Here is a 14,559-nt window from a genome sequence, read left to right on the forward strand (position 1 = left end):
CGTAAGACGTTCGAAGCGCGACGCTTGCATCACCGCCAGCGTGCCGCATAATGCAACCAACCAGATGAGCCAGATACTCTCTTAGTTTAAGCTGCCATTGGTTCCAAAAACCCTGACGACGGACACCTCGGTAGTCGATAAAACGAACATGTTTTACAAGTTCAACTTCTTCCCACCCCGCCTTCATAGCAGCCCCCGAATGGTGGCCAGCAGGTCTGCGCTCTCGTTATCCAGCGCGGCGATTTCATCCATGATCTCGGCAGGGTCGCGCAAGGGGGCTTCTTCGGGTGTGTTCGAGTTTTTCACCGAGAGGTCATAGGCGTCATCCAGCGTGGAAATATCCAGCGACCATGATTGATCGCTGTCGGCAAAGCTTGCTTGCAGATCAACAAATTCCTTCAGGTCATTGTCATTGAGCGGATTGGTCTTGCCCATGTTGCGCGGTTTGCCATCGGCGGATTTGGGCTCGAGCTGGTAAAACCATGTGTTATGCGTCGGCGCGCCTTTTTCAAAGAACAGCACAACGGTTTTCACCCCCGCGCCGAGGAAGGTGCCAGAGGGGCAATCGAGCACGGTGTGCAGGTTGCACGATGTCAGCAGTTCCTTGCGCAGCGCCTTGGACGCGTTGTCAGAATTGCTGAGGAAGGTGTTTTTGATAACAATCGCGGCGCGCCCACCAGCTTTGAGATGTTTGATGAAATGTTGCAGGAACAGGAAGGCTGTTTCACCGGTTTTGATCGGGAAGTTCTGCTGCACCTCCGCGCGTTCCTTGCCGCCAAAAGGCGGGTTGGCAAGGATCACATCGTGGCGATCCTTTTCCTGCACATCGCGGATGTTCTCGGACAAGGTATTGGTGTGGATGATGTTGGGCGTCTCGATGCCGTGCAAGATCATGTTCATGATCGCGATCACTTAGGCGAGCGATTTTTTCTCCCGACCATAGAAGGTGCTGGTTTGCAGGGTTTTGAGTTGCGTGGTGGTCAGATCGCCCAGTTCGTGGCGCATATAGTCATGCGCCTCACACAAGAAGCCCGCAGAGCCCACCGCGCCATCATAAACGGTTTCGCCAATTTACGGCTTCACCACTTGGATCATGGCGCGGATCAGCGGGCGCGGCGTGTAGTATTCACCACCATTGCGCCCCGCATTGCCCATGTTTTTGATCTTGGCCTCATAGAGGTGGGAAAGCTCGTGCTTTTCCTTTTGCGAGCGGAACCGCAGGCTGTCCATCAGTTCCAGCGCATCGCGCAGTGAATAGCCGCTTTGGAATTTGTTTTTGATCTCGCCAAAGATTTCACCGATTTTATACTCGATGGTGTCCGGCCCTGAGGCTCGCTGCTTGAAGCCTTGCAGGTAGGGGAACAGATCGGTGTTGACGTATTGGATCAGGTCATCGCCGGTGAGCGCATTGTCATGGTCAAACGTGCCATCGGATTTTTTGGGCGCGGCCCATTTGGACCAATGGTGCGCGGGGTCGATGATATAGGCGTAAGCCTTGCCCACAAGTTCCGATTCAAGTGAGCGTTCATGTTCGAGGTCATCGAGATATTTGAGGAACAGCATCCAAGAGGATTGTTCGGTGTAGTCCAGTTCGGTGGTGCAGCCTGCTTCTTTCCACAGGACGTCATCGATATTCTTAAATGCTTGCTCAAACATGCGTTTTTTATTCTTCCTGACAGACTTTTCGCCGCCTTGATATTCCCACCGAGGAATCATACAGAATCCGCCCTGCCTTGCATAGCGGTAATGTTATGAAGCATCCGCGCAATAACTTGTACCACTATGTTTTTTCTGGCTTATTTCAAGATACTCGCGACACCTAAATCGCTTCAGACCAGCCAGAAGGTGTTGATTTGAGAGCCAAGAAATATTTACCAATAAGTTATGTTCGTTGGATCTAGATCGCCACATTTGAAGGCTGGATAAGTAAGGTGAAATTTATGAGCGTAGATGGTTCGCGCTACTCGGTTCTAACCCACAACGACAAGTTTGCGGTATCGATTAGCCATTTGAACTATCTAACAGTTCATATCTCGACGGGAGCCTTAAGTACCCTGAAACGTCTTCACCTTACGGGAAAAGTCAATTTTTCAGTTGACGATGCGTTAGCGTGGGCCATCCAGCACGAGCTGCACCACTTGGAACTTGGACATTTTGAACTACCGGATGGCGTGCCAGTGTTGAACCTTGTGTCGCGGGCGTCAGAGCCAGTGAGACCATTTGCAAGTATTCCTCAAGCGGATTGGCCGGATGTGTCACCATGTTTAGAGCTACAGGCTGATCACGAAGCCATAGAGATGGTGTTGGGCGGTTTCGACGCCTCTGATTGGTCTGGCTTGCGTGAACTTGCCTCTAGTATTTCGGCGGTGATGGTCTTGATCGAAAAAGCCGACGAGGATCTTGAGGGCGAACACTCAACCCACCCCAAGGCGGCGACGCGGATTTTTCAATTACTGGGGCACATCAGTGAAATGTGGGCGATTAAACATCAGCTTTCGGGGCGAGAACTACCGTCAGACGATCTGATCCGGTCTTTTTCAAGCGACGTGATTTTGCCCGCCTATTTTGACGCCATTTCTTTGGCCAATGCTGCTGAGGTAACAAACATAGCCAAGGACTTGGGGGAACCAGATATCTTTTTCTCGGATATTGCCCGCGCCAAGCTGGGTGACTGGGACGCTTTGCAGACCGTCGGTGCAAAGGAATGGGCGCGCCTCAAGCCGTTGAATGAAAAGCTGCTTCCCATTTTGCCGTATTATGCGGATGCCACGTGAACACTAATTACATGCCATTCGACTGTCTCGGATGGTGTGGGGATCGTGTCCAAATCTGGAAGATCATCACCAGTTTGCGATGTGATGACCACAAACTGATGTGGTCCAGTGTCACGCTGCTCAACCAGTGGATCGGGCGTGCCATCGAACTGTATGGGCAAGAGACCATCGCCCTCAGCAATACGTGCCGTCATAGATCCATCATCACAAAGCGGGATCGGATGCCATTGACCTTTGTAGATCTGATAGGCCTGCGCATACCTCCCACCCTTGCATTCAATCTGAAGGCAGAACTTCTCGCCAAGGCGTAAGGTGTCGTCGGGTTTTACGGTTTGGCGTGCGCGTTCTACCAACCCAAGGGACGACGGCTTAAACTTCACCGAGCGCAATTGCCCACGAACGGCATGCTCATCAAGAAACTGCCCCCATGCATCTGTATTCGGTTGCGGGAATAGATCCGCCGCAAATTGGTGCCCCAACTCTGGATGATGGTTGGCAATCCAGCCATGGATCAGCTTCGCGTAAGACCTCCTGATTTTGCCCCTGCGGAAGGTGGACATGTAGTCTGTGCCCATCAATGCCTTGCGGCCAAGGGCGGCGTCCATGATCGCTTCAACCGTTGTGTCGCTTGCATCTGCAACCGAACGCGTCGCCACATAAAGCTGTTTGCGTTGGTCTTCGCTGGCCTTCAACCAATCAATATCCACAAGAAAATTCCCAAACACGAATACCCGTTTATACCCGCACTCTGCCTCGTGATGCGCGCGCGTGACCAGCCTAATCTTGGGTCAGTCGATACGACACGAACGAATTTCTGCTTTGGGAAATAGGATTTTCATCCTATTATGTTCCACTTACGTTCCTTCACGGTGAAGGTTCGCAAAAAGGAGATCCCCAAAACAGAAAAACGCCAAGAGGCAGAAAGGCAGCACCATGAGTGACATTCCCCCTGAGTTAAATCCCGAGACGGCTCCACCGCGTCTGAGCATCGACTGGGATGCCTATATGCCGTTTTTTGAAGATGAAGGCATCACCGACGCCCAAAAGCGTGAGATGATCGAAGCGCTGTGGTCGATCATGGTCAGCTTTGTGGATCTCGGTTTTGGTGTGCATCCAATCCAGCAGGCCTGTGGACAAGATATTTCTCTTGCACAATTGCCTGTGGCTGATGTGCTAAACTTGGACGGTATCACCACAGAATTGGAAGACGCCGCACGCCCTGAACATGGCGGGCCGCAGAAAGGGAGTCGCTGATGGGAATGAAACAACAAGCCTTAATCTATTGCCGCGTGCCTTCACGCGCGCAAGAAGCCGAAGGGCACGGCCTGCAATCACAAGAAACCCGTTGTCGTGAGTTTGCGGCAAACAAGGGTTATGAAGTCGCGGCGGTGTTTCCAGATACCATCACAGGCGGTGGCGATTTTATGAAACGTCCCGGCATGATGGCGTTGCTGTCCTTCCTTGATGCGCAGCCAGATCAAAAGTTTGTGGTGATCTTTGATGATCTCAAACGCTTTGCCCGTGATACGCGGTTCCACCTTGATCTGCGTGAAGCCTTTCGCAAACGCGGGGCAAGTATCGAATGCCTGAACTTTAAATTTGATGACACGCCTGAAGGTGAGTTTATCGAAACCATCATGGCGGCCCAAGGCGCGCTTGAGCGCAAACAAAATGGGCGGCAAGTGGCGCAAAAGATGAAGGCGCGGATGCAAAACGGCTATTACACCTTCTCAGCGCCCTTTGGGTATCGCTACGACAAATTGCGGGAGCATGGCAAAATGCTCGTCCGTGACGAACCCAAGACCAGCATCATTCAAGAAGCGCTAGAGGGATACGCGAGCGGGCGTTTCTCCAATCAGGTTGATATTCGCAACTTCCTCAGCACCAAGCCAGAGTTCCCCAAGGGAAAAAATGGATTGGTGCGCCAACAGGAGATTACTCGGCTTCTGGATCGCGAGGTCTATTGCGGATTGATCAGCTATGCGCCTTGGGGGCTTTCAAGGATCAAGGGGCACCATGAGCCAATAATCTCGACTGAAACCTTCTGGCGCATTCAAGAACGCCGGAAAGACCGTGCTATTGCTCCGGCGCGTAAAAACATCGGAGAGGACTTTGCCTTGCGTGGCTTCGCAGTTTGTCACGGCTGTGACGCCCCCCTCCGGTCCTGCTAGTCAAAGGGAAAAACCAAACGCCACCCCTATTATCTGTGTCAGACCAAAGGCTGCGAAAGCTATGGAAAGTCGATCCGCCGTGACAAACTCGAAGGTGACGTTGGCGACATTCTTCGCCAACTTGAGCCAAGCCCCAGCCTATTTGCCATGGCCAATGACATGTTTCGCGATGCATGGGACATCCGGGGCGCACAATTGGCGCAAGAGGCCAAAACCTTTGATCATCAGATTGCTGAGACACAAAAGCAAATCGATGCCCTGCTAGACAGAATTGTCGAAACCGACAATATCACGGTGATCAAAGCATACGAGAAAAAAATCGATACTCTCGAAAAAGCGAAGATCGTCCTGCAAGAAAAGCGGGCCAAACCGGCCCCTTCAACGCGTGACTATAGAGCCTCGCTAGAACTCTCCCTGAACTTCCTCTCAAAGCCTTGGAAACTATGGGAAAGCGGCAATATTAATCTGCGCAGAACAGTGCTGAAACTGGCATTTTCAGACCGTCTTTCATACTGTCGAGAAACAGGTGCTAGAACACCCCAATTATCCATGCCTTTCAAGGCGCTTCAGGTGTCTTGGGGAGTAATGGTGGGTCGTGAGAGGCTCGAACTCCCGACATCTTCGGTGTAAACGAAGCGCTCTACCAACTGAGCTAACGACCCGGTGAGGGCGGACTTAAAGAATGGCGTGGGGGAGCGCAAGAGGCCAAATACAGTTTTCTCGAAAAAATTTTCAAGTCTCGCGCAGCACTGTTTCAGCGCCATTTTCCAAGACATAGATACAACCCTGCTCATTCGACAGGGCCGCCATCTCTGCCCGGCTTAAGCCACAGACGATCCCCCGCAGGATCTGCCCCCATAGCCCATGTGCCACCAGAACAGTGGGACATTCCAAACGATCCAATGTTGCCTGCACCCGCCCGGCAAAAGTCTCAAACCCCTCCCCGCCTGGCGCTTCGCAAAACAGATCCAACACTTTGGGACAGGCCGCCGAAATGTCGGGATACGTCTGCGCAATCTCATTCAGGGTCAGCCCCTCAAACGCGCCTGCCTGCGCCTCAGCTAGCAGGGCATCGGTGACAAAGGGGTGCGTGCCCAATGCGATCTTGGCGGTTTGCTGCGCCCGTCGCAGCGGCGACACCAAACAGGGCGGCGCGTCGTGATCTAGGATCGGCGCAAGCAAACGGGCCTGCTGATGGGCGTGGCTCACCCCCATTTCGGTCAGATCCGATTCCATCTGCCCCTGAACCCGGTGTTCGGCGTTCCAAAATGTCTGCCCGTGGCGCAGAAACCAGATTTTGGGATAATGCGTCATGGGGGGCCTCCGACGTTTGGTGCCCACCACCGCTACAGCGCGCCGCGTCCCAGTGCAATCAATGTCATGAGTTCGGTACATTTTGACACGGACGTCTCGTCAAGGACGGTCGAGGGCGGCTGGCAATGCAAACAGGAATGGTGGGTCGTGAGAGGCTCGAACTCCCGACATCTTCGGTGTAAACGAAGCGCTCTACCAACTGAGCTAACGACCCGTGCGGCGGGGTTTAGCGACAGAATTATGAAGGCGCAAGTGGCCTTTGCAAGAAAATGCACATTTTTTCGGATCTAAACCTTAGGCAAGCTGTTTCGGCGGATCATCGTCCGCAAAGAGAAGCTGGAGCGCGTGTTGCGAATGCCGGGAACTCGCATCAATTGCTGTTCCAGAAAGCGGTCAAAATGAGTGAGATCACGCGCCACCACGCGCAACAGCATATCCCGCGTCCCGGTCATCAGGTGGCATTCCATCACCTGCTCAAAGGGGCGCACGGCGGCCTCAAAGGCTTGCAGCGCCTGGGCGCTTTGCTGTTCCAGCTCAACCTCGACAAAGATGGTGACCGTCAGGCCCAGCTTTTCGGGATCAACACGGGCGCCGTACCCCTCAATGACGCCTTGATCTTCCAAAGCAGCCACCCGGCGCGCACAGGGCGTCGGCGACAGGCCGACCTTGTCTGACAGATCTGCCATGGTGATGCGCCCGTCTTCTTGCAAAGCGCGCAAAATCTTGTGATCGATTGAATCCATGCAGGTTTTCCCTAAAAAATGGCCATTCACGCAAACAATACTCCAATATAGGTACGAACGAAGACCTATTTTGGAGAAAACATGTGATCTACAGCCCTTAGACTGGCGTTCAACTCAACAGGAGAGCCACATGCAAGTGACCCCAGTCCCAAGCGAAACACACGAAGTCATCTACCGTGTCAGCGATGCAGAAACCGGGCTTTTGGGGTTTATTGCGATCCATTCCACTACATTGGGTCCTGCTGCGGGCGGTTTGCGCATGCGCCCCTATGACAGTGTTGAGGATGCGCTGCTGGACGTAAAACGTCTGAGCGAGGGGATGACCTTCAAAAACGCCGCCGCGGGCCTGTCGCTTGGTGGTGGCAAAGCGGTGATCATCGGCGACCCTGGCACCCAGAAAACACCCGAGTTGTTGCGTGCGTTCGCCCGCACGATCCAGTCACTGGGCGGCACCTATATCACGGCTGAGGATATGGGGATGACTCCCGCTGATATGGCGATCCTTGCGACCGAGACCGCCTTTGTTGCGGGGCTCACCGAAGGGGAATTTGCCAGTGGCGATCCCTCCCCCATCACCGCGCGCGGCATCTTCAACGCGATCCGCACCACATGGGCCCATAAACATGGCTCTGACGCTTTGACGGGCGTCACCGTGTCCGTCCAAGGTCTGGGCAATGTGGGATGGCACCTGTGCGAATATCTGCACGACGCAGGCGCGCAACTGGTGGTGACCGACGTGGACGCAGGCCGGGTGCAAAAGGCGCAAAGCCAATTTAACGCCCGCGCTGTCGCCATTGATGAGATCTACGCCGCCGAGGCCGACATCTTTGCCCCCTGCGCCATCGGAGGCATCCTGAACGCGCAGACCGTTCCAATGCTCAAAGTCAGCGTGGTGGCGGGTGGTGCCAACAACCAGCTTGCCACCGACCAGGACGCTGGACGGTTGCATGCACGCGGCATTCTGTATGCGCCTGATTTTGTTGCCAATGGCGGCGGCATTATCAATGTCGCCACAGAAGTAGAGAAAATTCGCGATCGCAGATCCTTTGTGGCCGCGAAACTGCAAGCGCTTGATGAGACGTTGAAAAACACGCTCGACCAAGCGTCCAAACGTGATGTCAGCCCGGCTGACGTCGCAATTGCGACGGTAGAGGCGCAAATGGCAGCACAAGCCGCTTGAACCATCGCGTGTCCTTCCGTAGAAGGCGCGCGCTACCTGTCGCACACTATGCTGCCCAGGCAGCCAATCATCCAGTTGGGGAAAACATTAAAACGCCAATACAAGGCGGCCTAAACAATTAGGACAACTGCAAAGGGCGGCCCCATAGGCCGCCCTTTTTCAATTCAGAACCACACAGCGATCCAAGATCACATGGGTACCCGCGCTTAGTGCGCTGTGGCACCTTGGCCGGTTCCTTTGTTCTCCAAAGCGGCCTGGGCGGCGGCGGCCTCTTCAGCCTCCTCATCCCATTCGATCGCCTCGGGTGTTGCGGTCAGCGCGATTTTCAGAACTTCGGACACGTGGCTCACTGTGATGATGTTCAGCCCCTCTTTGACATTGTCAGGGATCTCCGGCAGGTCTTTGGCGTTTTCCTCCGGGATCAGCACAGTTTTGATGCCGCCACGTAGGGCCGCCAACAGCTTCTCCTTCAGACCGCCAATGGCCAGCGCGTTACCACGCAACGTGACCTCACCGGTCATTGCAATATCCTTACGCACCGGGATCTGGGTCAGGACCGACACGATAGAGGTCACCATGGCCAAGCCCGCGCTTGGGCCATCTTTTGGCGTGGCCCCTTCGGGCACGTGCACGTGGATATCGACCTTGTCAAATTTGGGTGGCTTCACACCGATCTGAGGCGAAATAGAGCGCACATAGGACGACGCCGCCTCAATCGACTCCTTCATCACATCACCCAGTTTCCCGGTGGTCTTCATCCGACCCTTGCCCGGCAGGCGCAGCGCCTCGATGGACAAGAGCTCACCCCCAACCGAAGTATAGGCAAGACCGGTCACAACGCCGACCTGATCTTCTTTTTCGGCCAGACCAAAGCGGTACTTGGGCACGCCCAGGAAATCATCCAGATTATCCGGTGTGACGGTCACGCTTTCAGCTTCCTTTTTGACAATCTTGGTCAGTGATTTCCGCGCCACTTTGGCAATCTCACGCTCCAGGTTCCGCACGCCCGCCTCGCGGGTGTAGGTGCGGATGATATCGGTCAGCGCCTCTTCTTTCAGTTCAAACTCCTTGGCCTTCAGACCGTGGTTTTTGACCTGTTTGGAAATCAGGTGCTGCTTGGCGATCTCACGCTTTTCGTCTTCGGTGTAGCCCGACAGCGGAATGATCTCCATCCGGTCCATCAGCGGGCCCGGCATGTTGTAGCTGTTCGAGGTGGTCAGGAACATCACGTTCGAGAGGTCGTATTCCACCTCCAGATAGTGATCCATAAAGGTGTTGTTCTGTTCCGGATCCAACACTTCCAACATTGCCGAGGCCGGATCGCCGCGGAAATCTTGACCCATCTTGTCGATTTCATCCAACAGGATCAGCGGGTTGGTGGTTTTGGCTTTTTTCAGCGCCTGAATGATCTTGCCCGGCATCGACCCGATATAGGTCCGACGGTGGCCGCGGATCTCAGACTCGTCGCGCACGCCGCCCAAGGCGATACGAATGAATTCGCGCCCGGTGGCTTTGGCAACCGATTTACCCAGCGAGGTTTTACCAACGCCCGGAGGGCCAACAAGGCACAGGATCGGGCCTTTCAGCTTGGCTGACCGTTGCTGTACCGCAAGATATTCGACAATGCGCTCTTTGACTTTGTCCAAACCATAGTGGTCCTGATCAAGGATCTCTTCGGCGCGGCCCAGATCCTTTTTGACGCGGGATTTGGTGCCCCACGGGATCGACAGCATCCAGTCCAGATAGTTGCGCACCACGGTGGCCTCGGCCGACATGGGCGACATGTTCTTGAGCTTCTTCAGCTCAGCATCAGCCTTTTCGCGCGCTTCTTTGGAGAGCTTGGTGGCCGCGATCTTTTCTTCCAGTTCGGCAACTTCGCCAGCCCCTTCTTCGCCGTCGCCCAGCTCCTTCTGAATGGCCTTCATCTGCTCATTCAGATAATACTCGCGCTGCGTCTTCTCCATCTGGGATTTGACGCGGGTCTTGATCTTCTTTTCGACCTTCAGCACGGACATCTCGCCCTGCATCAGACCGTAGACCTTCTCAAGGCGCTCGCTCACGGACAGTGTTTCCAGCAGCTCTTGCTTGCGGTCCACTTCGATGCCCAGATGGCCGGACACCAGATCCGCCAGCTTTGCAGGCTCGGCGGTTTCACCCACGGCCGCCAGAGCTTCTTCGGGGATGTTCTTGCGCACTTTGGCGTAGCGCTCGAACTCATCGCCAACCGTGCGCACCAGCGCCTCGGTTGTGGTCATGTCGCCGGGGATCTCGGTCAGCGCTTCGACGCGCGCCTCAAAGAAATTCTCATTCTCGAGGTATTCGGTGATCTGAACCCGCGCCTGACCTTCGACCAGAACTTTGACGGTTCCGTCGGGCAGTTTCAGCAGCTGCAGCACATTGGCAAGCACGCCGATCTCATAGATGCCATCAGATTCCGGATCGTCCTCAGAAGGGTCAACCTGGCTGGACAGCAGGATTTGTTTGTCATCCGCCATCACCTCTTCCAACGCGCGCACCGATTTATCACGGCCAACGAAAAGCGGCACGATCATGTGTGGGAACACAACGATGTCGCGCAGCGGCAGAACAGGATAGGAGGAATTGAGTGGCTCTTGCATACTCGGTCCTTTGTTTGGCAAGACGGTCCGGCCCCGATCGTGGCAGCCCTGTCCGTCTCCTCTTTGGAGCTTTTTATGTGGTCAGATGGTCCGTCGTTTTCAAGCCATCTGGGTTACCCTCCACATTGCCCGCAGGTCGCGGCGATCACAAGAGCACTTTTGATGAGAAGGTCAGCGAAAGCTTAAGAGGCGTGTTTGCGCCCAAAGTTTAAGGCCTGCGTCACAGGGGTTGCACGCCGCGTCTGTGAGCGAAAGAATGACACTCCAACCGTCAAAACATCTAAAATACGAGCAAAAATTGAAATATTAACAACTGTTAATTTTCGGAAACTATTGACCACAATAGGACCACGGAAACTCTGTTTTTTCCGATTTTGTTGACCAGTAGCGAACGTGAAATGCGTCGCGTGTTTTTTGAAAAACTCAACAAAGTGATCGAGAAAATTCGATATGTTACACAACATGCTTAGTATCGTTGCTGATACAAATCCGACAAAACTTGCAAAGGACCTCTTGGTCATTTCTCATTTGATGTCGTTGGCGTTGGGACTGGGAACAGTCCTTTTGACGGATCTTCATATACTACGCCACGCCTTTCGCCCCCTCGACAAAAGCGACACAGATCTGATCAAACGCGCACACAAAGTCATCACCGTGGCGCTTTGGGGGCTTTGGATCACCGGGCTGGGGTTGTTTTACCTCAAAACGAACGGCGATCTGGCAGCTGCATCTCCCAAATTGTGGGCGAAACTGGCAACTGTCACCCTGCTGACGGCAACCGCAATAGGTATGGCGCGCGTTGCTGTGCCCATCGTGACCGCCGTCGTGGGGCAACGCCTCATCGACTTGGGGCTCGGGAAAAAGCTGATGCTTGCCAGTTTTGCTGCAATGTCTGCGGCAGGCTGGTTGACCGCCTTATTGCTGGGCGGGGCCGAGACGACGCGCACCGCAGATTTCACCACCCTTGGCACCATTCTTGCGACCAGTTTTGGATTGGCCCAGCTGATCAGTTGCAGTTCTGTTGTCCTGACGCATTTTCTTCCGTCTCTGCGTCAAAGCCGGGTCATGTCGTAAATATCCTGCACCACTCAATCGTTGGCGCGCATTGGGCCGACAATTGGTATTGCTCCGGGGCTTAGTCGTCGACCAAGGCCATGCTTGTATGCGTGACGTTGGACAAAACTACGCCTCGGAGGCTTCCATAGCCCTTCAGCGGCTTACGACGGCTCGATGTCGCCCTGCGCGCGCATGGCATGAAAATCCGCTTCCCAGACCTCAAACGTACCGGCAGCAATCGCATCGCGCATTTCTTGCATGATCTGCTGAAAGTAGTGGAGGTTGTGCCAGGTCAACAACATGCCCGAGATCATCTCGTTTGAGCGGAACACGTGATGCAGATAGGCGCGGCTGTATTTGGAACAGGCGGGGCAGCTGCAATTTTCATCCAACGGGCGCGGATCATCGGCGTGGCGGGCGTTTTTGATATTGATCTGCCCCCGGCGCGTCCAGGCCTGCCCGGTACGCCCCGAACGGGACGGCAGGACACAATCCATCATATCAATACCGCGTTTGACGGCACCGACGATATCATCCGGTTTGCCAACCCCCATCAGATAGCGGGGCTTGTCCTGCGGCAGAAAGTCCGGCGCATATTCCAGGCAGCCAAACATCGCCTCCTGCCCTTCGCCAACCGCAAGGCCACCGATGGCATAGCCTTCAAAGCCAATATCAGTCAGCGCTTTGGCGCTTTCCTCACGGAAGTCTTTTTCCAACCCGCCTTGCATAATGCCAAACAGCGCATGGCCGGGGCGGTCACCAAAGGCCACACGCGACCGTTCCGCCCATCGCATCGACAGGCGCATGCTCTCGGCGATCCGGTCACGGTCAGCAGGCAAGGCCGGGCATTCATCAAAACACATGACAATGTCTGACCCCAACAACCGCTGGATCTCCATCGAGCGTTCCGGCGTCAGTTCATGTTTGGAGCCATCGATGTGGGATTTGAACGTCACGCCGTGTTCTGTCAGCTTGCGCAATCCCGCCAGCGACATGACCTGGAACCCACCGCTGTCGGTCAGGATCGGCCGCTCCCAGTTCATGAACTTGTGCAGCCCACCCAGCCGGTCAATCCGCTCAGCCGTGGGGCGCAGCATCAGGTGATAGGTATTGCCCAACAGGATATCGGCTCCCGTTTCGCGAACGCTTTCCGGCATCATCGCCTTCACTGTGGCGGCGGTGCCCACGGGCATAAAGGCGGGCGTGCGAATATCTCCGCGCGGCGTATTGATAACACCGGTGCGCGCCTTGCCGTCGGTTGCGTTCAGGGTAAATCCGAAGTCCTGTGCCATCTTATCCGTTCCCACATGGTCCAAGGACGCTTCCTTACGAAGAGAATGCCCCTTTGCCAAGGCCACACAATTGTAGTGATGCCGCGAAATGCCTATATTATTGCCACATTTCACGGTAATCCGTTGTGGAAACTTAAAAAGTTCTTTTGGAGGAGCCCATCTCAATGGAGCAGCTCATTATTGATATCTTGTCGCAGAACGTCGTTTTTATCGTTGCGGCCGTTGTCATTATTATCATCATCTTCCGCGGGGTGCGAATTGTCCCGCAGTCGCAGAAATTCGTGGTCGAACGATTTGGCCGCCTGCATGCGGTGCTTGGCCCCGGTATCAACTTCATTATCCCGTTTCTGGATAATGTGGCGCACAAGATCTCGATCCTGGAACGCCAGCTGCCCAATGCCTCGCAGGATGCGATCACCAAGGACAACGTGCTGGTGCAAATCGACACTTCGGTGTTCTACCGCATTCTTGAACCGGAAAAGACCGTGTACCGGATCCGCGATGTTGACGGGGCCATTGCCACCACGGTTGCCGGGATTGTCAGAGCCGAGATCGGCAAAATGGATCTGGATGAGGTGCAATCCAACCGCTCGCAGCTGATCAATCGCATTCAAGAGGCGGTCGAAGACGCGGTTGACGATTGGGGCATCGAAGTCACCCGCGCCGAGATCTTGGATGTGAACCTCGACCAAGCCACCCGTGACGCCATGTTGCAGCAGCTCAACGCCGAACGCGCCCGCCGTGCCCAAGTGACCGAGGCCGAAGGGCTAAAGCGCTCTGTCGAGCTGTCCGCCGACGCCGAACTCTATGCAGCCGAGCAATCCGCCAAGGCCCGCCGGATTGAGGCCGACGCCGAAGCTTACGCCACCGAAGTCGTTGCTAAAGCGATCAAGGAAAACGGCATCGAGGCCGCCCAATATCAGGTCGCCCTGAAACAGGTGGAATCGCTCACGGCACTGGGTCAGGGCGAAGGCAAACAGACCATCGTGGTCCCTGCCCAAGCGCTGGAAGCCTTTGGGGATGCGTTCAAACTGCTGAAAGGAGCCAAGTGATGCCCGATGCATTTTGGCAAATCTGGTGGATCTGGGGCGTTGCCGCGCTGGTTCTGGTTGGCGTCGAAATACTGGTGCCCGGCTTTATCGCGCTGGGGTTCGGCATCGGGGCGGCCATCATCGCGGCCCTGTTCTTCGTAGTGCCCGAAACGACGGTGGCACCGTCTCTGCTGGCCTTGCTCTTTGCCATCCTGTCCTTGGCTGCATGGCTTGTGCTGCGCCGGGTCTTTTCCCTGCCCACGGGACAGGTGAAAAAATTCGACCACGATATCAACGATTGATGTAACATCACGCACAGACGCGCAGCCACGGGCCAAGGAAAACACCCCACGGCTGCGTGATCTGGCCTGCCCCCTCTG

Annotated in this window: 13 protein-coding genes, 2 tRNA genes and 1 pseudogene; 7 read left to right on the forward strand and 9 right to left on the reverse strand. The window is 55.0% G+C overall.

Annotated features, from left to right (window positions below):
* A partial coding sequence (locus tag KMP13_RS08985; RefSeq protein ID WP_215265529.1) for a hypothetical protein occupies positions 1-187 on the reverse strand: 187 nt, incomplete at its 3' end.
* Positions 184-1,716 (reverse strand): annotated as a pseudogene (locus KMP13_RS08990) (N-6 DNA methylase). The gene KMP13_RS08985 and the pseudogene KMP13_RS08990, both read right to left, overlap by 4 nt.
* Before the next feature lie 224 nt (positions 1,717-1,940).
* On the opposite strand from KMP13_RS08990, the gene KMP13_RS08995 reads away from it, so the two are divergent.
* Entirely contained in the window at positions 1,941-2,774 is an 834-nt protein-coding gene (locus tag KMP13_RS08995) for a hypothetical protein (protein WP_215265530.1), read from the forward strand.
* Here the strand turns inward: KMP13_RS08995 and KMP13_RS09000 are convergent.
* Positions 2,756-3,481: a hypothetical protein gene (locus KMP13_RS09000; protein ID WP_215265531.1), complete on the reverse strand. Its 726-nt coding sequence runs from the start codon at positions 3,479-3,481 to the stop codon at positions 2,756-2,758. The two genes, KMP13_RS08995 and KMP13_RS09000, sit on opposite strands and share 19 nt — an antisense overlap.
* Positions 3,482-3,707: 226 nt before the next feature.
* Between KMP13_RS09000 and KMP13_RS09005 the strand changes: the two genes are divergently transcribed.
* Together KMP13_RS09005 and KMP13_RS20440 are read left to right on the forward strand one after the other, a co-directional pair.
* Positions 3,708-4,028, forward strand: coding sequence for a hypothetical protein (locus tag KMP13_RS09005; RefSeq protein ID WP_215265532.1), 321 nt, complete (start codon positions 3,708-3,710; stop codon positions 4,026-4,028).
* Entirely contained in the window at positions 4,028-4,945 is a 918-nt protein-coding gene (locus KMP13_RS20440) for a recombinase family protein (protein ID WP_251363762.1), read from the forward strand. The genes KMP13_RS09005 and KMP13_RS20440 overlap by 1 nt, the downstream gene beginning before the upstream one ends.
* Before the next feature lie 586 nt (positions 4,946-5,531).
* On the opposite strand, the gene KMP13_RS09015 is transcribed toward KMP13_RS20440, so the two are convergent.
* The 4 genes from KMP13_RS09015 to KMP13_RS09030 all read right to left on the reverse strand — a co-directional run bounded on the left by KMP13_RS09015 (position 5,532) and on the right by KMP13_RS09030 (position 7,002).
* A tRNA-Val gene (locus KMP13_RS09015) sits at positions 5,532-5,607 on the reverse strand.
* Positions 5,608-5,677: 70 nt separating this feature from the next.
* Entirely contained in the window at positions 5,678-6,259 is a 582-nt protein-coding gene (locus tag KMP13_RS09020; protein WP_215265533.1) for a histidine phosphatase family protein, read from the reverse strand.
* A gap of 138 nt (positions 6,260-6,397) precedes the next feature.
* Positions 6,398-6,473: transfer RNA gene (locus tag KMP13_RS09025), tRNA-Val, on the reverse strand.
* A 73-nt stretch (positions 6,474-6,546) separates the two neighbouring features.
* Entirely contained in the window at positions 6,547-7,002 is a 456-nt protein-coding gene (locus tag KMP13_RS09030; protein ID WP_215265534.1) for an Lrp/AsnC family transcriptional regulator, read from the reverse strand.
* Between the two features lie 130 nt (positions 7,003-7,132).
* Between KMP13_RS09030 and KMP13_RS09035 the strand changes: the two genes are divergently transcribed.
* Positions 7,133-8,182: a Glu/Leu/Phe/Val family dehydrogenase gene (locus tag KMP13_RS09035; RefSeq protein WP_215265535.1), complete on the forward strand. Its 1,050-nt coding sequence runs from the start codon at positions 7,133-7,135 to the stop codon at positions 8,180-8,182.
* Positions 8,183-8,388: 206 nt separating this feature from the next.
* On the opposite strand, the gene lon is transcribed toward KMP13_RS09035, so the two are convergent.
* Complete coding sequence (lon, locus tag KMP13_RS09040) at positions 8,389-10,800, reverse strand: endopeptidase La (RefSeq protein WP_215265536.1); 2,412 nt, start codon at positions 10,798-10,800, stop codon at positions 8,389-8,391.
* A 564-nt stretch (positions 10,801-11,364) separates the two neighbouring features.
* Here lon and KMP13_RS09045 point away from each other — a divergent pair.
* A complete protein-coding gene (locus tag KMP13_RS09045) occupies positions 11,365-11,874 on the forward strand; it encodes a hypothetical protein (RefSeq protein WP_215265537.1) in 510 nt (169 codons plus the stop codon).
* A 143-nt stretch (positions 11,875-12,017) separates the two neighbouring features.
* Here the strand turns inward: KMP13_RS09045 and tgt are convergent, their stop codons facing one another.
* Positions 12,018-13,148, reverse strand: a complete 1,131-nt coding sequence (tgt, locus tag KMP13_RS09050) for a tRNA guanosine(34) transglycosylase Tgt (RefSeq protein WP_215265538.1) — start codon at positions 13,146-13,148, stop codon at positions 12,018-12,020.
* Positions 13,149-13,312: 164 nt separating this feature from the next.
* On the opposite strand from tgt, the gene KMP13_RS09055 reads away from it, so the two are divergent.
* Positions 13,313-14,200 (forward strand): SPFH domain-containing protein, encoded by an 888-nt coding sequence (locus tag KMP13_RS09055; protein ID WP_215265539.1) that lies wholly within the window; start codon positions 13,313-13,315, stop codon positions 14,198-14,200.
* Complete coding sequence (locus tag KMP13_RS09060; protein WP_215265540.1) at positions 14,200-14,481, forward strand: NfeD family protein; 282 nt, start codon at positions 14,200-14,202, stop codon at positions 14,479-14,481. Before KMP13_RS09055 ends, KMP13_RS09060 begins: the two co-directional genes overlap by 1 nt.
* The last annotated feature ends 78 nt before the right edge of the window (positions 14,482-14,559 follow it).

The sequence above is a fragment of the Epibacterium ulvae genome (assembly GCF_018678075.1).
GTDB classification, from domain to species: Bacteria; Pseudomonadota; Alphaproteobacteria; order Rhodobacterales; family Rhodobacteraceae; genus Epibacterium; species Epibacterium ulvae_A.